19 protein-coding genes are annotated in these 20,691 nt (G+C 68.5%); 9 read left to right on the top strand and 10 right to left on the bottom strand.

Annotated features, from left to right (window positions below):
* Positions 1-32 precede the first annotated feature (32 nt).
* Both AACL56_RS10990 and AACL56_RS10985 read right to left on the bottom strand, forming a co-directional pair.
* Positions 33-1,301, bottom strand: coding sequence for a M20/M25/M40 family metallo-hydrolase (locus tag AACL56_RS10990; RefSeq protein WP_339089868.1), 1,269 nt, complete (start codon positions 1,299-1,301; stop codon positions 33-35).
* Between the two features lie 112 nt (positions 1,302-1,413).
* Entirely contained in the window at positions 1,414-2,160 is a 747-nt protein-coding gene (locus tag AACL56_RS10985) for an XRE family transcriptional regulator (protein WP_339089867.1), read from the bottom strand.
* Positions 2,161-2,364: 204 nt separating this feature from the next.
* On the opposite strand from AACL56_RS10985, the gene AACL56_RS10980 reads away from it, so the two are divergent.
* The 8 genes from AACL56_RS10980 to AACL56_RS10945 all read left to right on the top strand — a co-directional run bounded on the left by AACL56_RS10980 (position 2,365) and on the right by AACL56_RS10945 (position 12,278).
* A complete protein-coding gene (locus AACL56_RS10980) occupies positions 2,365-3,546 on the top strand; it encodes an NAD(P)/FAD-dependent oxidoreductase (RefSeq protein ID WP_339089866.1) in 1,182 nt (393 codons plus the stop codon).
* A gap of 44 nt (positions 3,547-3,590) precedes the next feature.
* The gene (locus AACL56_RS10975; protein ID WP_339089865.1) at positions 3,591-5,042 is read left to right on the top strand and encodes a M81 family metallopeptidase; all 1,452 of its coding nucleotides are present in this window, start codon (positions 3,591-3,593) and stop codon (positions 5,040-5,042) included.
* Between the two features lie 60 nt (positions 5,043-5,102).
* The gene (locus tag AACL56_RS10970) at positions 5,103-6,692 is read left to right on the top strand and encodes an ABC transporter substrate-binding protein (RefSeq protein WP_339089864.1); all 1,590 of its coding nucleotides are present in this window, start codon (positions 5,103-5,105) and stop codon (positions 6,690-6,692) included.
* 80 nt (positions 6,693-6,772) lie between these two features.
* Positions 6,773-7,708, top strand: coding sequence for an ABC transporter permease (locus AACL56_RS10965; protein WP_339089863.1), 936 nt, complete (start codon positions 6,773-6,775; stop codon positions 7,706-7,708).
* A gap of 143 nt (positions 7,709-7,851) precedes the next feature.
* On the top strand, positions 7,852-8,745 hold the full coding sequence (locus AACL56_RS10960; RefSeq protein WP_425337057.1) for an ABC transporter permease: 894 nt from the start codon (positions 7,852-7,854) through the stop codon (positions 8,743-8,745).
* A gap of 23 nt (positions 8,746-8,768) precedes the next feature.
* Positions 8,769-9,809, top strand: coding sequence for an ABC transporter ATP-binding protein (locus AACL56_RS10955; protein WP_339089861.1), 1,041 nt, complete (start codon positions 8,769-8,771; stop codon positions 9,807-9,809).
* The gene (locus AACL56_RS10950; protein ID WP_339089860.1) at positions 9,806-10,807 is read left to right on the top strand and encodes an ABC transporter ATP-binding protein; all 1,002 of its coding nucleotides are present in this window, start codon (positions 9,806-9,808) and stop codon (positions 10,805-10,807) included. The genes AACL56_RS10955 and AACL56_RS10950 overlap by 4 nt, the downstream gene beginning before the upstream one ends.
* A gap of 13 nt (positions 10,808-10,820) precedes the next feature.
* Positions 10,821-12,278 (top strand): N-acyl-D-amino-acid deacylase family protein, encoded by a 1,458-nt coding sequence (locus AACL56_RS10945; protein ID WP_339089859.1) that lies wholly within the window; start codon positions 10,821-10,823, stop codon positions 12,276-12,278.
* Positions 12,279-12,397: 119 nt separating this feature from the next.
* On the opposite strand, the gene AACL56_RS10940 is transcribed toward AACL56_RS10945, so the two are convergent.
* From AACL56_RS10940 to AACL56_RS10920, 5 genes are all read right to left on the bottom strand, one after another.
* Positions 12,398-12,610, bottom strand: coding sequence for a hypothetical protein (locus AACL56_RS10940; protein ID WP_339089858.1), 213 nt, complete (start codon positions 12,608-12,610; stop codon positions 12,398-12,400).
* Between the two features lie 129 nt (positions 12,611-12,739).
* Positions 12,740-13,696, bottom strand: a complete 957-nt coding sequence (locus AACL56_RS10935; protein WP_339089857.1) for a ZIP family metal transporter — start codon at positions 13,694-13,696, stop codon at positions 12,740-12,742.
* Between the two features lie 120 nt (positions 13,697-13,816).
* Positions 13,817-14,713, bottom strand: coding sequence for a dienelactone hydrolase family protein (locus tag AACL56_RS10930; protein WP_339089856.1), 897 nt, complete (start codon positions 14,711-14,713; stop codon positions 13,817-13,819).
* A 133-nt stretch (positions 14,714-14,846) separates the two neighbouring features.
* On the bottom strand, positions 14,847-15,587 hold the full coding sequence (locus AACL56_RS10925) for an aspartate/glutamate racemase family protein (RefSeq protein ID WP_339089855.1): 741 nt from the start codon (positions 15,585-15,587) through the stop codon (positions 14,847-14,849).
* 356 nt (positions 15,588-15,943) lie between these two features.
* Positions 15,944-16,834: a transporter substrate-binding domain-containing protein gene (locus AACL56_RS10920; protein WP_339089854.1), complete on the bottom strand. Its 891-nt coding sequence runs from the start codon at positions 16,832-16,834 to the stop codon at positions 15,944-15,946.
* A 185-nt stretch (positions 16,835-17,019) separates the two neighbouring features.
* Here AACL56_RS10920 and AACL56_RS10915 point away from each other — a divergent pair, with 185 nt between their 5' ends.
* On the top strand, positions 17,020-18,231 hold the full coding sequence (locus tag AACL56_RS10915; protein WP_339092844.1) for a D-amino acid dehydrogenase: 1,212 nt from the start codon (positions 17,020-17,022) through the stop codon (positions 18,229-18,231).
* A gap of 31 nt (positions 18,232-18,262) precedes the next feature.
* On the opposite strand, the gene AACL56_RS10910 is transcribed toward AACL56_RS10915, so the two are convergent.
* The 3 genes from AACL56_RS10910 to AACL56_RS10900 all read right to left on the bottom strand — a co-directional run bounded on the left by AACL56_RS10910 (position 18,263) and on the right by AACL56_RS10900 (position 20,623).
* Positions 18,263-18,583: a DMT family transporter gene (locus AACL56_RS10910; RefSeq protein ID WP_339089853.1), complete on the bottom strand. Its 321-nt coding sequence runs from the start codon at positions 18,581-18,583 to the stop codon at positions 18,263-18,265.
* 16 nt (positions 18,584-18,599) lie between these two features.
* A complete protein-coding gene (locus tag AACL56_RS10905) occupies positions 18,600-19,067 on the bottom strand; it encodes a carboxymuconolactone decarboxylase family protein (RefSeq protein ID WP_339089852.1) in 468 nt (155 codons plus the stop codon).
* A 116-nt stretch (positions 19,068-19,183) separates the two neighbouring features.
* Entirely contained in the window at positions 19,184-20,623 is a 1,440-nt protein-coding gene (locus AACL56_RS10900; RefSeq protein ID WP_339089851.1) for a PLP-dependent aminotransferase family protein, read from the bottom strand.
* Positions 20,624-20,691: the final 68 nt, after the last annotated feature.

The following is a 20,691-nucleotide window of genomic DNA, read 5'->3' as shown; positions in this document are numbered from 1 at the left end:
GAGCGCCGCACCGGGCGCTCAGGTCGGTCGGCTCAGTTCTTGCCGATCTCGGTCAGCAGCCGTGTGACGAGGTACAGGCGCGGCACGATCGAGTCGACCTCGATGTACTCGTCGCGCGCGTGATAGCCGAAGCCCGCGAGGCCGAAGCTCTCGACCACGGTGGCCTTGCCCGAGCGGCCTGCGAAACCCGCGTCGGTGCCCCCGCCCGTCATGGGTGCGAGCGCGAGGTCACGGTCGATTTCCTTGTAGATCGCCTGCGCCTTCTCGGCCAGCGCGCGGCCCTTCTCGCCCGCCACGAAGGCAGGACGGCCGACTTCCACCTTCACGCTGGTCTCGGTATCGGGAATGAGCTTGCCTGCAGCGATCTTCGCCTTCAGCGCGGCCTCGAGCTTCATCTCGGCGCCGGGCTGCGTGATGCGCACGTCGCCCATCGCCTGCGCCTTCTCGGTGATCTGGTTCAGCGGTCCGGCCGCACGCGCCACGGTCCAGTTGAGCGTCACGCCCGGGATGTCCTTCGGCAGGTCCCTGGTCTGCAGCATCTGGTACGACAGCTCGTACAGCGCGTTGCGACCCAGCTCGGGCGCCGCACCTGCGTGCGATGCGCGGCCCTTCACCTCGAGTGTGGCGGTCGCAATGCCGGCCGCGCCCAGCAGCAGCGATTCGCCCTTGACCACCGCCTTGGCCGCCGTGGGCTCGAACGACAGCACGGTGTCGTGCTGGTCGGCCAGCGTGGCGATCAGTTCGCCCGAGCCGACCGAGCCCACTTCCTCGTCGGGGTTCATGACCACGGTGAGCGTGTCGTAGTCGCGCCAGCCGGCGTCGGCGAGGATCTTCAACGACGCGAGGATCACCGCGAGGCCGCCCTTGTCGTCGGCGATGCCGGGGCCGTAGATGCGGTTGCCGTCGACCTTGTACGGCTGGCTCGCGAGGATGCCGCCCGGGTACACCGTGTCCATGTGGCCTTGCAGCATGATCCGGCGCTTGCCCGTGCCCTTGAGCGTGCCGACCACGATGTCGGCGCCCGCGCCGGCGGTGGCCTTGCGGCGCTCGGTCTTGAAGCCCACCGACTTCAGGCCGCCTTCCACGATGTCGGCCATCTTCATCAGGCCATCGACGTTCAGGCTGCCCGATTCGATCAGCACCATTTCCTTGAGGTTCTCGATGACGGCCGGCTGCGCCTTCTCGGCCGCGGCGAGCAGCCTGGCATCGGGCGCGGCGTGCGCGGCGGCAGCGGCGCCGAGTGCGAGGCCGCATGCCATCGCGATGGAACGGAGAGTGAAGAACGAAGCGTGCATGGTCATGGTGTGCCCTGGCTCGAAGTGAATGACGGCGGCCAGCATAGTGACCGCTCCGGAGATTTCGAGCAAATCGGCGACACGGCCGCCACCCGGCTCCGCACGCCGCGGCGAAACTTCAGCGCTTCGCGCGCGCCGCGCTCTTCCTGGCGGGCGGCGGCGCGCCCTTGGCAGCCTTGGGCTTTCGTGCAGTCGCCGTGGCGGGCACCAGCGGCGGCGCCTCGCGCGCGGACTTCATGTGCCCGCTTTCGCCGATGGTCACGCCCACGATGCGCGCGAGCTGGCGGCTCACGCTCACGTAAGCATGGCCGATGCCGCTGTCGTAGTACAGCGAATCGCCGCGCGCGAGGCGCACGACTTCGCCGGTGTCGAAGTGCACGTCGATCTCGCCCGACAGCACATAGGCGAACTCTTCGCCCGGATGCCGCGCGAAGTCTTCCGGACCGTTGATGCGACGCGCATGCACCGTGCCGAGGACCGGGCTCATCTGCTTGCCGGCGGCGGTGGTGCCGAGGAACTCGTAGGCGAATGACAGGCCGCGGTAGACCACGCCCTTGCCGGCGCGCGTGACCACCGGCCCGTCGAACTGCGCGGGCTTTACGCCGGCGCCCGCGAACATCGCGTTCATGTCCATGTCGAGCGCACGGCCGAGCGCGGTGAAGTTCTCGTAGCCCAGGGCGAGCTGCCCGCGCTCCGCTCGCGAGATGGTGGTGATCGACACGCCCGAGCGCTCGGCAAGCTCGGCCAGCGTCCAGCCGAAACGCTTGCGCGCGGTGCGCAGGCGGTGACCGAAAGTGGTGCGGTCCAGCGTTGGCGCTTCGTCCTTGGCCTTCATGGCCGGCTTGGTCCCTGTGTGTGGATTCACGCGCGCCTTTCTCTTGTGATGCACACGGATTCTGCCAGCCCGGGACACGCGCCATCGATACCAACCCGCGTGACGCGGGCCCGGAAGTTGCGTATACGCAAATTGCGGGAACGCAAATTTCACCGTTGCGGTGCACCATGGTTTCCCCTTGGTAGCTCGCTTTTAATTTGCGTATCCGCAAATTTGTTCCTACACTTTTCGCCGATGACTTCTTCCACAAACATTCCCGTCGAGACCGACTTCCTGGTCATCGGCGCCGGTATCGCAGGGGCTTCGGCGGCCCACTGGCTGGCACCGCACGCGCGCGTGATCCTGCTCGAGCGCGAGTCGCAGCCCGGCTACCACTCCACCGGCCGCTCGGCCGCGCTCTTCATGGAAAGCTACGGCACGGCGCAGGTGCGCGCCCTCACCATGGCGAGCCGGGCGTTCCTCGAACATCCGCCCGAGGGCTTCTGCGAACACCCGCTGCTGACGCCGCGCGGCGCGATGATGGTTGCGGGCGCGGATCACATGGCCGAGCTCGAGGCGCACTGGGACGTGCTGCGCGCCATGGGCACCGGCGCCTCGCGCCTCACCGGCGCGCAGGCGCGCGAACTGGTGCCGGCGCTGCGGCCCGACCAGGTGCTGGGTGCGGTGTACGAACCGGATGCGGCCGACATGGACGTGCATGCCATCCACCAGGGCTACCTGCGCGGCATGCGGCGCGCCGGCGGCCGGCTGGTGTGCGATGCGGGCGTGACCGCCATCGCCCGCGTCGGCAACCGCTGGCGCGTGGAGGCCGGCGGTGCGGTGTACGAAGCGCCGGTGGTGCTCAACGCCGCGGGCGCATGGGTCGACACCGTGGCGCGCATGGCCGGTGTGCCGCCGCTGGGCATCGAGCCGCGCCGCCGCTCGGCCTTCATCTTCGCGCCGCCGGAAAACGAGAGCGGCAAGGTCGACGAGAGCGTCGCGCGCTGGCCCATGGTGTTCGGCGCCGACGAAGGCTGGTACATCAAGCCCGACGCCGGGATGCTCCTCGGCTCGCCGGCCAACGCCGACCTGGTCGAGCCGCAGGACATCCAGCCCGAGGAATACGACATCGCCGTCGCCATGCACCGCATCGAGGAGGCGACCACGCTCACCATCCGCCGTCCCACGCGCACCTGGGCCGGCCTGCGCTCGTTCGTGGCCGACGGCGACCTCGTGGGCGGTTTCGAGCCCGGCGTGCCCGGCTTCTTCTGGGTGGCCGCGCAAGGCGGCTACGGCATCCAGACCTCGGCCGCCATGGGCGAGGCCTGCGCGGCGCTGGCACGCGGACTGCCGCTGCCGGAGCGCATCGCTTCCTTCGGGCTCACGGCCGAGATGCTGGGTCCGCAGCGGCTGCGCACATCGGCCACCGCAGCCTGAGCCCGAGTCCTCCCACGAACAAACCCACCTCCACGAGAACAACCATGCGCGTCTTCAGTGCCTCCCTCGCCACCGAAACCAACACCTTCGGTCCGATGCCCACCGGCCTCTCTTCGTTCAAGGACCGCGGCTACTTCGCCGCCGGCAAGCACCCGGAGGCCATGACGCTGTTCTCCGGTCCGCTGTGGGCGGCGCGCATGCGCGGCGCGGACAAGGGATGGACACTGTTCGAAGGCATGGTGGCGGGCGCGCAACCCAGCGGCACCACCACGCGGCATGCCTACGAGACGCTGCGCGACGAACTGCTGGCCGACCTGCGCGCGGTGCTGCCGGTCGACATGGTGCTGCTCGGCCTGCATGGCGCGATGGTGGCCGACGGCTACGACGACTGCGAGGGCGACCTGCTGGCACGCGTGCGGCAGATCGTCGGGCCCGAGGTGGTGATCGGCGCGGAGCTCGATCCGCACAACCACCTCACGCCCGAGATGATCGACAACGCTGACGTGATGATCTCGTTCAAGGAATATCCGCACACCGACGTGCTCGAACGCGGGCTGGAGCTGGTCGACATCTGCGCCGCCACGGTCGAGGGCAAGATCAGGCCGGTGGCCGCGGTGGTCGATTGCGACATGATCGTCACGGTGCACACCTCGCGCGAACCTGCGCGCCGCTTCGTCGAGCGCATGCAGTCGCTCGAGGGAAAGAACGGCGTGCTGTCGGTGTCGCTCACGCACGGCTTCTCGTGGGGCGACGTGCCCGAGATGGGCACCAAGGTGCTGGTCTACACCGACGGCGATCAGGCCAAGGCCGATGCGCTCGCGCGCCAGCTCGCCGACGAAGTCATCGCCATGCGCGACGGCCTCACGGTGAACTACCCGGACATCGATGCGTCGCTCGACGAGGCCCTGGCCTTCGACGGCGGCCCGGTGGTGCTGTCCGACGGCGCCGACAACCCCGGCGGCGGCGCGGCGAGCGACTCGACGTTCATCCTGCGCCGCATGGTCGAGCGCGGAATCTCCAACGCCGCCGTCGGCCCGATGTGGGACCCGATCGCGGTGCGCATCGCCTTCGACGCCGGCGTGGGTGCGCGGCTGCCGATGCGCATCGGCGGCAAGATCAGCCCGCTGTCGGGCGACCCGATCGACCTCGAATGCACGGTGAAGGCGCTCAAGCACGACCTGGTCATGACCGGCCTGGCAGGCACGCCGACACTGATGGGCGACAGCGCGCTGGTCGAGGCCGACGGCATCGAGATCGTGCTCATCACGCTGCGCAACCAGGCGATGGGCACCGACCTTTTCACGCAGCTGGGCTGCGATCTCGCGGCGAAGAAGATCGTCGTGGTGAAGTCGTCGCAGCACTTCTACGCGTCGTATTCCAAGGTCGCGAAGCACGTGATCTACGCCGGTGCCCCGGGGGCGGTGACGCTCGACCTCAACACCCTGCCCTACAGGAAGGCGCGCCTGCCCAAGTGGCCGATCGGCGCCGCGGCCTGAGCGCTTCCTTTGCTTTTCCTTCCTTCGCCTACCTCGCCCACCTCGACCGGAGAACCGACGATGAAACGACGCACGCTCGCCGCCCTCGCTGCCATGGCCACCTTCGCGCTTTCCACCGCGAGCGGCCCCGCGCTGGCGCAGACGCCCTCGCCCAAGACGCTGAAGGTGGTGGCGCATGCCGACCTGAAGATCCTCGACCCGACCTTTACCACCGCCTACATCTCGCGCAACTTCGGCTACATGGTCTACGACACGCTGTTCGCGCAGGATGCGAGCGGCAAGCCGCAGCCGCAGATGGTCGAGAAGTACACCACCTCGAAGGACGGCAAGCAATGGAGCTTCACGCTGCGCCCCGGCCTGAAGTTCTCCGACGGCAGCCCCGTTACCTCGGCCGACGCCGTGGCCTCGCTGCAGCGCTGGGCCGCGCGCGACAGCCTGGGTCGCGCCATGACCGCCAGCGGCGCCGAATGGAAGGCGACCGACCCGCGCACCATCGCGCTCACGCTCAACGAGCCCTTCGGCATGGTGCTCGACGCGCTGGCCAAGCCCTCGGGCTTCCCGCCGGTGATCCTGCCCGAGCGGCTCGCCAAGATGCCGGCCACCGCGCCGCTGCCCGAGGTGCTCGGCTCCGGCCCGTTCATCTTCAAGCGCGACGAATGGGTGCCCGGCAACAAGGCGGTGTTCGTGCGCAACCCGAACTACGTGGCGCGCAGCGAGCCGCCGAACGGTCTGTCGGGCAGCAAGAAGAGCAACTTCGACCGCGTCGAATGGCTCTACCTGCCGGACGCCAACAGCGCGGTGTCGGCGCTCAAGCGCGGCGAGGTGGACATCATCGAGCAGCTGCCGCCCGACTACATCGCGCCGCTGCGCGCCGACACCGGCGTGAAGATCGGATCGGGCGGCGCCTACCAGGGCTTTCTGGTCATGAACCAGCTGCATCCGCCCTTCGACAACCCGAAGGTGCGCCAGGCGCTGCTGCAGGCCGTGAGCCAGGAGCGCTTCGTGGCGGCCATGGGCTTCCCGCTGGACATGCGCATGGCCTATTGCGCCACCTACTTCATCTGCGGCAGCCCCAACGACACCGCGGCGGGCGCCGACCCCTATCGCAAGCCCGACGTGGCCAAGGCCAAGCAGATGCTCGCGGCCTCCGGCTACAAGGGAGAGAAGGTGGTGCTGATGGTGCCGAGCGACGTGCCCTATCTCAACGCCGAGGCCCTGATGGCCGCGCAGACCATGAAGAGCATCGGCATGAACGTCGATGCGCAGAGCATGGACTGGGCCTCCATCGGCGCGCGCCGTGCGAAGCGGGACGCGGGCGACGCCGGCGGATGGAACATGTACGTCACGGTGGCCGGCGAGTTCGACGTCAACTCGCCCATCGCCAATGCCTACCTGGGCGCGGCCTGCGGCAACACCCTGCCCGGCTGGCCGTGCGACAAGCCGCTCGACGAGTTGCGCACCGCCTGGCTGAAGGAAACCGTGCCGGCCAAGCGCCGCGAACTGCTCGACGCCTTCCAGCGCCGCGCCTACGAGGCGGTGCCGTACATCAATGCGGGCCAGTACTCGGCCGCGTTCGCCGCACGCGCCAACCTGAAGGGCCTGGACAAGCTGTGGGCCGGCATGCCGACGGTCTGGATGCTCGACCGGTAGCCGGCGCCACGAGCCAGCTCAGTCAGCCACTCAACCAGCCATAGCCAGCAACAGCCAGCCAAACCCTCGAGGGCATGCCCATGGGCTACATCGTTCGACGCTTCCTCTCCACGCTGCCGGTCATGGCCGTGGTGGCCGTGGTGGTGTTCCTGCTGATCCATCTCTCGCCGGGCGACCCGGCCGCGCTCATCGCGGGCGACCTTGCGACGACGGAAGACATCGAGAAGCTTCGCGCCGCACTCGGGCTGAACCTGCCGCTGTGGCAGCAGTTCGCGCTGTGGGTCGGCAAGCTGTTCACCGGCGACCTCGGCACCTCGATCTTCACGCAGGTGCCGGTGGCGCAACTGCTGGGGCAGCGGCTGGAGCCGACGGTGTCGATCGCGGTGCTCACCATGCTCATCACCCTCGTGGTGTCGGTGCCGCTGGGCACGCTCGCCGCCTACCGCGCGGGCAGCTGGATCGACCGGCTGGTGATGCTGTTCGCGGTGCTTGCGTTCTCGGTGCCGGTGTTCCTCGTGGGCTACCTGCTGGTCTACAGCTTCGCGATCCAGTTGCCGTGGTTTCCGGTGCAGGGCTACGTGCACTTCGCCGAGGGCGCGGGCGCATGGCTGCGTTCGCTGGTGCTGCCCTGCGTGAACCTGGCGCTGGTGTACATCGCGCTGATCACGCGCATGACGCGCGCCACCGTTCTCGAGGTGCTGCACGAGGACTACATCCGCACGGCACGCGCCAAGGGCCTGGGCGTGCTGCCGGTGCTCGCGCACGCGCTGCGCAACGCGGCCATCCCCATCGCCACCACCGTGGGCGCGGGCATCGCGCTGCTGATCGGCGGCGTGGTGGTGACCGAGACGGTGTTCGCCATACCGGGCGTGGGCCGGCTGGTGATCGACTCGGTGCAACGCCACGACTATCCGGTGATCCAGAGCGTTCTGCTGCTGTCGGCGGGTGTGTACGTGCTGATCAACCTGCTGATCGACCTGAGCTACCGGCTCTTCGACCCGCGAATCACCTACTAGATGACCTCGAGCCCCAGCGCATTCCGTGTCGCTTCGCCAACCCTCTTGCAGGGGGCGATACCGGCAGCCCGGCAAGGCCGGTTCCGCGGCGTCTTTCGAACCGATCACACAACAGCCACCGAATCATGTCCACGGTACTTCCGATGAGCGACCGCCCCGCGCCCGCCCCCTCCATCGCCGCGGCAGACGACGAGGCACCTTTCGTGCCGCCGCGCTGGCGCTGGGTGCGCAAGCACCCGACGCTGATCGTCGGCGCGCTGCTGCTGGTCGCGGTGGCGGTGCTGTCCATTGCCGCGCCGTGGATCGCCACGCACGATCCGCAGGACATTGACCCCCTCGCGCGCATGCAGATGCCGTCGGCCGAGCACTGGTTCGGCACCGACGCGCTGGGGCGCGACGTGTTCAGCCGCGCCGTATGGGGCGGCCGCGTGTCGATGATCGTGGGCGCCGCGGTCGCGGTGCTGGCGACGCTCTCGGGCATCGCGCTCGGGCTGGTCTCAGGTTTCGTGCGCTGGGCCGACGGCCCGATCATGCGGGTGATGGACGGCCTCATGGCCATCCCCGGCATCCTGCTGGCCATCGCGCTGATGGCCGTGACGCGCGCCAGCCTGACGACCGTGATCATCGCCATCACGGTGCCCGAGATACCGCGCGTGGTGCGGCTGGTGCGTTCGCTCGCGCTCACGCTGCGCGAGCAGCTGTTCGTCGAAGCGGCGCACGCCGTGGGCACGCGGCTGCCGGTGATCCTGGTGCGCCACGTGCTGCCCAACATCGTGGCGCCGCTGGTGGTGCAGGCCACCTTCGTGGCGGCCGCCGCGGTGCTGACCGAGGCCGCGCTTTCGTTCCTCGGCGTGGGCGTGCCTTCGCAAACGCCGAGCTGGGGCAACATGATGGCCGAGGGCCGCAACTTCGTCGCGGTCGCGTTCCACATCATCCTGTATCCGGGCCTGCTGCTCGCGGCCACGGTGCTGGCCATCAACCTGCTGGGCGACGGCCTGCGCGATGCGCTCGACCCGCGCCTGGCACGGCAACTGTGAGAACCTGAGGACGCGAGAACGCCATGACGATCAACATGTCCCACACCGCGCTCGCCCCCGGCGAGCCCCTGCTCGAGGTCGACAACCTGCGCACCCACTTCCACACGCTGGCCGGCGTGGTGCGCTCGGTGGACGGTGTCTCCTACACCGTCCGCGCGGGCCGCACGCTCGGCGTGGTCGGCGAATCGGGCTGCGGTAAGAGCGTGACGGCGCTGTCGATCCTGCGGCTGGTGCCGACGCCGCCGGGGCGCCACATGGGGTCCGTGCGGCTGCGCGGCACCGACCTGATGAAGCTCAGCGAGCGCGAGATGCGGCAGATCCGCGGCAACCGCATCTCGATGATCTTCCAGGAACCGATGACTTCGCTGAACCCGGTGCTCACCGTGGGGCGGCAGATCGCGGAGACGGTGCAGCTGCACCAGAAGGCGAGCCGCGCCGACGCGATGAAGCGCGCGGTCGAGATGCTGCGCGTGGTGCAGATTCCCGAACCCGAACGCCGCGTAAACGAGTATCCGCACCAGCTCTCGGGCGGCATGCGCCAGCGCGTGATGATCGCGCTGGCCCTGGCCTGCAACCCCGAGGTTCTGATCGCCGACGAGCCGACCACGGCGCTGGACGTGACCATCCAGGCGCAGATCCTCGATCTCATCAAGCGGCTGCAGAAGGAGTTGGGCATGGGCGTGGTGATGATCACGCACGACCTCGGCGTGGTGGCCGAGAGCTGCGACCGCGTGGTGGTGATGTATGCCGGCAGGAAGGTGGAGGAAGCCGACGTGATCGATCTGTTCGACCGACCGCTGCATCCCTACACGCGCGCCCTCATGGCTTCGATGCCTGCGATGAACACGGCGAGCACGCGGCTCACCGAGATTCCGGGGCTGGTGCCGGCCGCACACGAGCTGGGCCGCGGCTGCGCCTTCGCGGCGCGCTGCAGCCATGCGCGCGAACGCTGCCGCACCGCGACGCCGCAGCTCGTGCAGCAAGGCAGCGACCATGTGGTGGCCTGCTTTGCGGTCGAGGAACACTGGGAACAACCTGCCAGCGCCGAGGAGGTGGCCGCATGACGACGACCGCTGCAACGCCCCTGCTGCAGGTGCGCAACCTGCGCAAGCACTACACCGCACCCAAGCGCTGGCTGTCCAGGACGAAGCCGGCGATCCAGGCGGTCGACGGCGTTTCGTTCTCCGTGGCGCGCGGCGAGACACTGTCGCTCGTCGGCGAGTCGGGCTGCGGCAAGACGACCACGGCCAAGTCGGTGCTGCGCCTCGTCGAGCCCAGCGCGGGCTCGGTGCAGCTCGAGGGCGAGGAGCTGCTGTCGCTCACGGCCGAAGAGATGCGCATGCGCCGGCGCGACCTGCAGATCATCTTCCAGGACCCCTATGCCTCGCTGAACCCGCGCCTCACTGCCGGCGACATCGTGGCCGAGCCGCTGCGCAACTTCGGCATGGGCGCTGCGGCCGAGCGGCGCGAGCGCGTGCAGTGGCTGTTCTCGCGCGTCGGCCTGCGGCCGGAAGCCGCGAAGAAATTTCCGCACGAGTTCTCGGGCGGCCAGCGGCAGCGCCTGGGCATTGCGCGCGCGCTGGCGCTGAACCCCAAGCTCATCGTGTGCGACGAGCCGGTGTCCGCGCTCGACGTGTCGGTGCAGGCGCAGGTGGTCAACCTGCTGATGGACCTGCAGGCCGAGTTCGGCATCGCGTATCTCTTCGTGGCACACGACCTCGCGGTGGTGCGTCACATCAGCCACCGCGTGGCGGTGATGTACCTCGGCCACATCGTGGAGGTGGCCGACCGCGACACGCTGTTCAGCGCACCGCTGCATCCGTACACCGAGATCCTGCTGTCGGCCGTGCCGGTGCCCAACCCGCGCACGCCCGCGCGCCGCATGCTGCTGCAGGGCGATCCGCCGAGCCCCGCGAACCCGCCTTCGGGCTGCCGCTTCCACACGCGTTGCCCGCTGGCACAGGCAGTGTGCAAGGAACAGGCACCGGCGCTCACCGAACGTCCTACGCCTTCCAGTGGCAGCGGCAACAGCAGCCACTGGGTCGCCTGTCACTTCCGTTGAAAGAACCTCACCGATGACCGAAAAGACACCCCACTACGACCTGCTGATCCGCGGCGGCACCGTGATCGACGGCACCAAGGCGCCGCGCTTCGATGCCGACGTCGGCATCGTCGACGGGCGCATCGCCGCCATCGGCAACCTCTCGGGCCACACGGCGACACAGACGCTCGACGCCACCGGCCGCATCGTCGCGCCCGGCTTCATCGATTCGCACACGCACGACGACCAGGCCGTGCTGTCGCAGGCGCAGATGCCCTTCAAGGTCTCACAGGGCGTGACCACGGTGGTGGCCGGCAACTGCGGCATCAGCGCCGCACCGTTGCGCGCCGACATGGATCTGCCGATGCCGCTGAGCCTGCTCGACTCGCCGTCGGAAGGCCGGTTCACGAGCTTCGCGGCGTACCTCGACGCGCTGCGCGCCACGCCGTCGTCGGTGAACGTGGCCGCGATGGTCGGCCACTCGACCCTGCGCGCGGTGGTCATGGCCGACCTCGACCGCCCCGCCACGGACATCGAGATCGCGGCCATGCAGGCGCTGGTCGAGGAAGCGATGCAGGCCGGCGCCATCGGCATGTCGACCGGCACCTTCTATCCGCCGGCGGTGAAGGCCACCACCGAGGAGATCATCGAGGTGGGTCGGCCGCTGGCCGCGCGCAAGGCGCTGTACGTCACGCACATGCGCGACGAGAGCGACCGCGTGATGGAGTCGCTCGAGGAGACCTTCGAGATCGGGCGCGCGCTCGGCATTCCTGTGGTGGTGTCGCACCACAAGGTGCAGAACACGCAGAACTTCGGCAAGACCAAGGTGACGCTGCCCTTCATCCAGGAGGCGATGAAGCACCAGTGCATCGGCCTCGACTGCTACCCGTACACCGCGGGCTCGACCATGATCCGCACCGACCGCGGGATGATGGAAGGCCGCGTGCTCATCGCGTCGAGCGTGCCGCATCCCGAATGCGCCGGGCGCGACCTGAAGGACATCGCGGCCGAATGGGGCGTGTCGGGCGAAGAAGCGGCGCAACGACTGCAGCCGGGCAGCGCGATCTATTTCATGATGGACGAGGACGACGTGCAGCGCATCCTTGCATTCGACGAAACCATGATCGGCTCCGACGGCATCCCGCTCGGCGACAAGCCGCATCCGCGGCTGTGGGGCACCTTTCCGCGCGTGCTGGGCCACTACAGCCGCGACGTGGGCCTGTTCCCGCTGGAGACGGCAGTCTGGAAGATGACTGGCCTGACGGCACGCAACTTCGGCTTGCACGAACGCGGCACGCTGAAGCCGGGCCACCATGCCGACGTGGTGATCTTCGATGCCGCGACGGTGCGCGACACCGCGAACTACGAAACGCCGATGGCGCCGGCCGAAGGCATCGACGCGGTGATCGTGAACGGCGCCGTGACCTGGCGCCATGGCGTGCACAGCGGAGCGCGCAACGGGCAGGTGATCACGCGGCGCGAACCGGCCTGAAACCCAGGCGGTAGCGCTTGCGGCATTGCGCCGGCGAACGCAACCGGCAGGGATCGATGAGTTCCGCGCCGGCGCCAGGGAGCAATGAAGGCCGGGACCCCCGGCGTGCCGCGCGGCTCTCAGTCCGGGGCGTTCATGACGCGGTCGAACTCTTCGTCGGCCGGCACGTTGTCGGCGTCGAGCTCGCTCGCATCGGTCAGGTCGATGCCCGTTTCCTCGGACAGGTCGTCGGACACGTCGCTGTCCGGCTCCTCGAAATCATCGGCGGGCGTGTTGTCCTCTTCGTCCTCGGCGGACGAAGCGGAACTTGCGGTGGCGTCGATGTCGTTCATGATCGGTTCCTCGGCTGATTTCTGACAGGCCCCCTATGGTGCGCCTGTTTCGGCCATTCCGGTTCATCCGGGGCGCAGCGTCGGTGTCGGAAAGTTTCCCGCAGGGCGCGCAGGTTGCGCCGGACCGTGTCAGTCCTTGTGCACGTGGCCGGACTCGCCGTGCCCGGGGTTGTCGTGGTCATGGTCGTGCGCGTGTTCGCCGTGCGCGGCGCCTTCGTGGCCATGGTCGTGCCCGTGTTCGCCGTGGGCGAGCCGGCTCACCAGCGTGACCAGCACGATGCCTGCGGCCAGCCACAGGATCTGTGCAGCGGTCTGCCGGGCCGGCAGGCGCTTCTGCAGTTGCGGGATCAGGTCGGCCAGCGCGACGTAGACGAAGCTGCTGCCGGCCAGCACCAGGAAGTAAGGCAGCCAGCTGTGCAGCTGGTCGACCAGCCACCAGCCCACGATGCCGCCCAGTGCGGTCATGGTGCCGGCAAGCGACACCTTCACCAGCGCCGCGCGCTGGTTCGGCGAGCTCTGGCGCAGCACCACGAGGTCGCCGATGTGGTGCGGAATCTCGTGCGCCAGCACCGCGAGCGCGGCCACCAGGCCCAGCCGCAGGTCGGCGGTGAAAGCCGAGGCGATCAGGATGCCGTCGCCGAAGCAGTGCACGCTGTCGCCGGTGAGCACAGCCCAGCCGCCGGTGCGCGGGCCGTGGTCGTGCGCGTGGTCATGGGCATGGGCGTGCCCGTGATCGTGATCGTGATCGTGATCGTGGCCGTGGTGGCCATGCGCGCTCTTCTCGCCGCCATGGTGGTGCTCATGGCCGTGGTGCCACAGCTCGGCCTTGTCGAGCAGGAAGAAGAACACCAGTCCGAACAGCAGCACCGCGAACAGCAGCGCCGGCTCGATGCGGCTTTCGAAGGCCTCGGGCAGCAGGTGCATGAACGCGGTGGCCAGCAGCGCGCCGGCGGCCAGGCTCAAGAGGTGCTGTGGATTCACGCCGCCCGAGCCGCTGCGCACGCCGACCTTCAGCAGGAGGGCCGCGAGCCAGACGCTTCCGATGCCGGCAACCAGGGTTGCCGCAATGATGACTATCAAATTCATAGCTGCTTGCGCAAGAGGGACGGCCGTATCGACGGTTTCAGGGCCGTTGCCCGTTCATAAAAAGAGAAAAGGCCGTCATACGACGGCCTTCGGCGGGGGTGCGGCTACAGGGCGCCGCGATCAGGCGACGCCATTGGCTTTGAACCAGGCCGTGGCGCGTTGCCAGCCGTCGTCCGCCGCGCTCTTGACGTAGCTGGGGCGGTAGTCGGCGTGGAATGCATGGCCTGCTTCGGGGTACACGACGAAGCTCGATGCCTTGGCCGCGGGAGTCCCATTGGCCAGAGCAGCTTTCATCTTATCAACCGTGTCAAGGGGGATGCCCTGGTCTTTTCCACCGTACAGGCCGAGCACCGGCGCCTGCAGGCCGGCGGCCACATCGACCGGATGCTTCGGGGTCAGCTCGCTGGCCGTGCCGACCAGCCGGCCGTACCAGGCCACGCCCGCCTTGACCTTGCCGGTGGCCGCGTACAGCCACACGATGCGCCCGCCCCAGCAGAAACCGGTGATGCCGGCCTTGCTGGTGTCGCCACCGTTGGCCTTGGCATAGGCCAGCGCGCCGTCGAGGTCGGCCATGACCTGCGCGTCGGGCACCTTGCTGACGATGTCGGCCTGCAGTTTCGGAATGTCGGTGTAGCCGCGCGGGTCGCCCTGGCGCGCATAGAGCTCCGGCGCGATGGCGAGGTAGCCGAGCTTCGCGAAGCGGCGGCAGGTGTCGGCAATGTATTCATGCACGCCGAAGATCTCCTGGATCACCAGGATCACCGGCAGGCCGGTCTTGCCCGCGGGCGCGGCCGCATAGGCCGGGACCTCGAAGCCATTGACGGTGTACTTGATCGGCCCGGCCTTCAGGCCCTCGGCCGAGGTGACGATGGCGGTCTGCGCGACCACCGGCATCACGGCTGCGGCATAGCCCACGCCGATGGCGGCCTTCAGCGCAGTGCGGCGCGTGGCGCCCTGCTCGGTGCTGTCGCCGGGGCGCAGCGAATTGAAGTCGGAACGGCGGTCGTCAAGTGACATGAAGAGGGCTCCAGTTGATTCGTCGAACAGGGGGCGTGGCGAAAAAACGCACGCCGCAATGTAGGCCAAATCAGCACACGCCCCCTATGTCCCGAAATCCAGTGGGGTCGGCCACAGGTGCCGCCCCCCGCATTCACGATGCCCTGTAGGCGCGGCGGGCCAGCGCCGTTGCCAGCACCTGCGCCGGATCGACGAGGTCCAGTCCGGCCACGGCAGCCGAGCCTTGCAGGCCCAGCGGCACTTCGGTGCAGCCCATGATGATCGTGACAGGGCCATGGCGCTCGGCGAGCCGCAGTGCCACCTCGGAAAAGCACTGCTCGGCCAGCACCATGTTGTCGGCCTTCACGCCCTCGAAGATGCCGCGCGTGATGGCGAGGCGCTCCGTGTCGGACGGGATGTGGCAAGCCAGGCCGGCCTCGGCCAGCGCTTCCTCGTAGAGGCGCACCCGGTACGTGCCCTCGGTGGCCATCAGCGCCACGCCGCGCGCGCCCTGCGCTGACAGGTGCTGCGCGGTCTCGCGCGCCATGTGAAGCAGCTCGACTTGGGGAAAGCGCTCCTGCAGGCGCCCGTGCCAGGCATGCGCCGTGTTGCACGCGATGGCCACTGCACGGCTGCCGACCGCCGCCAGCCGGCCCAGCGCCTGCAGCATCGGTTCGAGCGGCTGGTGCGCGCCCTGCTCGGTCGACCCCAGCGCCCTGGTGCGGTCCGGCACCGGCACCTGCGCGAGCCAGTGCTCGGGAAAAGCCTGGTCATGCACCGGCTCGCCGCGTGCGCGCAACTCCTGCGCGCAGGCCTGCACGAAGAGCCGGACGAAATCCGCACCCGCCGCGGGGCCCATGCCCCCCAAAATACCAACAACGTTCGTCGAGCCCATCAAACCATCATCTTTCTCTTCAAAAAACAAACGACACCAAGCGCCGAGCACCCCGGCGCCGATTCCAGAAACACCGAGGAACCGGCTTTGCCGGGCCTCTGGTGTTGCCCCCGGTAGGGGGTAGGCGAAGCGACACGAAGTGCGCGCAGCCTGGGGGGCGAGCCCAGAACACCGAGGAACCGGCTTTGCCGGGCCTCTGGTGTTGCCCCCGGTAGGGGTAGGCGAAGCGACACGAAGTGCGCGAAGCCTGGGGGCGAGCCAAGACCACCGAGGAACCGGCTCTGCCGGGCCTCCGGTGTTGCCCCCGGTAGGGGGTAGGCGAAGCGACACGAAGTGCGCGCAGCCTGGGGGCGAGCTCAGGTCGCCGGTTTGTCGCTCAGCGCCTTGAGATTCTCCTTGAGCTGCTCGCTCATCGGCAGGTTCAGCGGCGTGTTCTTCGGCGGGATCGGCTGCATGAACCACTTGTTGTAGAGCTTCTCGAATTCGCCGCTCTTCATCATGTCCGAGAAGGTGTCGTCCACCAGCTTCTTGAAGGCCGGGTCGTCCTTGGGCAGCATGCATGCGTAGGGTTCGACCTGCAGCGACTCGCCGACCACTTCGTAGTCGGCCGGATTCTTGGAGTTGGCGATCAGGCCGAACAGCAGGATGTCGTCCATCGCGAAGGCAACGGCGCGATCGCTTTCCACCAGCAGGAACGAGTCGGCGTGGTCCTTGCCGAGCACGATGTCCATGCCGAGATTCTTCTCGGTGTTGTACTTGCGCATGACCAGCACGTTGGTGGTTCCGGTGGTGCTGGCCACGGTCTTCTTCGCGAGGTCCGCGTAGTCCTTGATCTTCGACGACTTCTTCACCAGCAGCCGCGTGCCGGTGTAGAAGTGGTTGATCGCGAAGGCCACGTCCTTGCCGCGCGCGGTGTTGTTGGTGGTCGAGCCGCATTCCAGGTCGACCGTGCCGTTGCTGACCAGCGGCACGCGGTTCTGCGACGTGACCGGCATCAGCGACACCTGCAGGTTGGGCTTGTTCAGCTTTTTCTTCACCGCGGCGACCACGGCGTTGGAAAGCTCCACCGAGAACCCGATCGGCTTGTTGGGGCCGTCGAGGTAGCTGAAGGGCACGGACGACTCGCGGTACGACAGCGTGATCTTGCCGGACTCGGCGATCTTCGCCAGCGTATCGGCAGCCTGCGCGGCGGGCGCGGTGACGAGCACCGCGGCTGCCAGGGAAGCCATCAAGACGGAGTGTTTCATTCGAGCCCTCATTCGGTTGGATTGAACAGGCCGCCAGTGTAGGAACGAGCGGCGCACAGCAACAATTCCAATTGAAACCGGACCCATGCCCAAAGGTTATGGGCGGGATTCGTTTTGGCATTTCCGGACGGCGCCATGCGCACCTACAGTCGTCGCTTCAGTTCCCAATCTCCCGAAAGTTGTCCATGCATGTGTGTGTGCTCGGCGCCGGCATCGTGGGCCTGGCGACCGCCTGGCAGCTCGAACGCCAGGGCCACCAGGTCACGGTGATCGACCGCGCCGCTCCCGGCGCGGGCGCCAGCGGGGGCAATGGCGCGCAGTTGAGCTATTCGTACGTGCAGCCGCTGGCCGACCCATCGATCTGGAAGCAGCTGCCGAAGCTGCTGCTGTCTCCCACGTCGCCGCTGAAGCTGCGGCCGCAGCTCGATCCGCTGCAGTGGCGCTGGGGCATGGAGTTTCTCGCGGCATGCAATGCGCGGACATCGCGCGACACCACCGCAAGACTGCTCGCACTGGCCGCCTCGAGCCGCACCGGGTTCGAGGCGATGCGCGCCGACATCGCGCCTGACTGCGACTTCTCCGCCACCGGCAAGCTGGTGCTCTATGCCAGTTCGGCGTCGCTCGACGGCGCGCGCGCCCAGCTCGAGCTGCAGCGCACCATGGGCAGCGAGCAGCGCCTGGTGACGCCCGACGAATGCATCGCCATCGAGCCGGCGCTCTCGAGCTACCGCGGCCAGATGGCCGGCGCCGTATACACGCCGAGCGAATGCGCGGCCGATTGCCTCAAGGTGTGCGCGGAACTCATGCGCGCGCTGAGCGCCCGTGGCGTGCGCTTCATGCTCGGCGCCGAGGTCCGGGGCTTCGCGCGCAGCGACAACCGGGTCGCGGCCGTGCGAACCGGCGAAGGCGAGGTGGAGGCCGACGCGTTCGTGATGGCGCTCGGCACGGCCTCGCACAAGCTCGGCCGCGCACTGGGTACTTACCTGCCGGTCTACCCGCTCAAGGGCTACAGCATCACGGTCGAGGTCGAACCTGCGCACGGCGCAGCGCCGCGAGTGAACGTGACGGACAGCGCGCGCAAGGTGGTGTTCGCGCGCATCGGCTCGCGCCTGCGCGTGGCGGGCATGGCCGAACTGGTGGGACACGACGCGAGCATTCCGGCCACGCGCATCGAGACGCTGGCGGCCGCCACGCGCGCGGTGTTCCCGCATGCAAGCCGGCTGGAGGAACTGCATCCATGGACCGGCATGCGGCCCGCCACGCCGAAGGGCCTGCCGATCGTCGGCCGGCTGGAGAGCGCGCCGCGGAACATGCTGTTCAACACGGGCCATGGCGCGCTCGGCTTCACGCTGGCCTTCGGTTCGGCGCTGGAGATCGGGCGGGCACTGCAGGCTTGAGGCTGGCACCGTAGCCGTCACCGTCACCGGCTCAGTCGCCCGAGACCAGCTTCAGGCCGATCACGCCGCCCAGTATCAGCGCGATGCACAGCAGCCGCAGCGGTGCCGCGGAGTCGCCCAGCACCACCATGCCCACGATGGCCGTGCCCGCGGCGCCGATGCCGGTCCACACCGCGTAGCCCGTGCCCATCGGCACCGTGCGCATCGCAAGCGACAGCAGCACCACGCTCGACATGCCGCTGGCAACGGTGAACAGCGCCGGAACCCAGCGCGTGAAACCCTCGGACGATTTCATGGCGAAGGCGAAGGCAATCTCGAGGATGCCTGCCACGCCGAGCAGTGTCCATGCCATGTGCGGTGGACGCCGCTCAGCCCTGCGTCACTGCGGCGGCGGCCGCGGCCGGGGTGGCGCGGAACGAGATGCCGAGGCGGTTGAAGGCGTTCATCAGGCCGATGGCGTAGGTGAGATCGGCGAGTTCCTTGTCGCCGAACTCGGCGATGGCGGCTTCGTAGTCGGCGTCGGGCACGCCGGTTTCCGAGACGCGCGTGACGGTCTCGGCCCAGGCGAGCGCGGCGCGTTCGCGGCGGCTGAAGACCTCGCCGGCTTCGTGCCACACCGGCACCAGCACCAGCTTGTCGACCGCGAGCCCGCCCTTGAGCAGGTCGCGCGAATGCATGTCGATGCAGTAGGCGCAGCCGTTGATCTGCGAGATGCGCAGGTAGACGATATCGACCAACTCCTTGGGCAGGCCGCTTTTCTGGAGGGTCATGTACACACCTCCGAAAGCCTTGTAGCCGTCCGGCGAAACCTTGGCGTAGTCGATGCGAGAGCTCATGTGATGTCCTTGAAGGCAGTGGTTGCAAAGGACCTCATCGTCTCGCGTCTTGGACCAGCCAGGAAGGGCCAAGAATGTGCTTTGCTACTGGTCCATGCCGCGGCTTCGCCACGCTTCTAGAGCAGCCGGGCGATGCGCCGGCCGAGCTTCTCGGCCATGGCCTGCGTCTCGACGTTGGTGAAGTTGAGAAGAATGGCCGGGCCGCTTTTGCGTTCCTTGCCGCTGCCGCCGTCCATGCCCCAGTCGGCCAGCGCCTCCGCGTACAAGCCCTCTTGCCGCATGCGCGCGACCAGCCGGCGATCGGACTGGCGCCCCTGCAGCCGCAGCACCAGGTGCATGCCGCCGGGCTGCGGATCGATGCGCACACGCCTGCCGAGCGCGCTCTCGAGCCCCGCCTTGGTCGCATCGCGCCGCTCGGCGTAGAGCCTGCGCATCCGCTGGATGTGGCGCGCGAAGTGGCCTTCGGCGATGAACGCCGTGACGATCGACTGCGTGAGTTCGGGGCTGCCGCCCGCGAAGGCATGGATGACGTCCTCGAAGCGTTCGACCTGTGCAGGCGGCACCACGAGGTAGGCCAGCCGGATGCTCGGGAACAGCACCTTGCTGAAGGTGCCCGCGTAGAGCACGCGCCCGTCGCGGTCGAGGCTCTTCAGCGCGGGCAGCGGACGGCTCGCATAGCGGTACTCGCCGTCGTAGTCGTCCTCGACGATCCACGCCTTGTTGCGCGTGGCCCAGTCCAGCAGCGCCGCGCGCCGGGGCAGCGACAGCGACACGCACAGCGGGCTCTGGTGCGCCGGCGTGACCACCGCCGCGCGTGCCTTCGGCGCCAGGCGGAGGCCTTCGGCGACGACCATGCCCTCGCCGTCCACGGGAACCGCGACCGCGTCGATCTGCATGCGCCGCAGCAGTTCGCGCGTGGGTGGATAGCCAGGGTTCTCGAGCCAGACGCGGTCGCCCGCCTTCAGCAGCGTGAGGCCGATCAGTTCCATCGAGTGCCGGTAGCCCGAGGTCACGAACACCTGCGAGGGTGTGCAGCTGATGCCGCGCGACACCTGCAGGTAGGCCGCGATCTCGGCGCGCAGCATCGGCGAGCCGTAGACCGGCGGATGCGTCATGTCGGCCGGCTGCATCGCGCGGATGCATCGCGCGCCGAGCCGCGCCCAGATCTTTCGGGGAAAGGCGTCGAGCGCGGGCAGGCCCATCTGGAACGGGAGGATCGAATCGGGCCGGAAGCTGACGGCGGACGCGCCGGCGTCGGGCATGGACGCGGGCCGCACGACCGGCATGCGCAGCCTCAGCCCCGGCGTCACGATGGTCCCGGCCTGACCACGCGCCTCGGTGTAGCCCTCGGCGGCCAGGAGCGAATAGGCAACCTCCACCGTGCCGCGCGCCAGGCCCAGCTCCTTCGCCAGCGCACGCGCGGCAGGTATGCGGTCGCCCGGCTTCAGCAGGCCGCTGGCCATGGCGTTGCGCAAGCGGTCGTAGATCTGACGGTAGTAGGGTTCGGCCGCCGAAGGGTCCAGCGGCGGAACGGGCATGGCTTTGTCGATGGTCATGGGGCGCCTCTGCCCCGGATCATGGACCAGTTCCGATGGCCGTTCATGCGGCCCGGACGTGGTTCAGG

This window comes from Variovorax paradoxus (assembly GCF_902712855.1).
In the GTDB taxonomy this organism is placed as follows: domain Bacteria; phylum Pseudomonadota; class Gammaproteobacteria; order Burkholderiales; family Burkholderiaceae_C; genus Variovorax; species Variovorax paradoxus_Q.
This window is presented reverse-complemented; position numbering and strand designations above follow the sequence as displayed.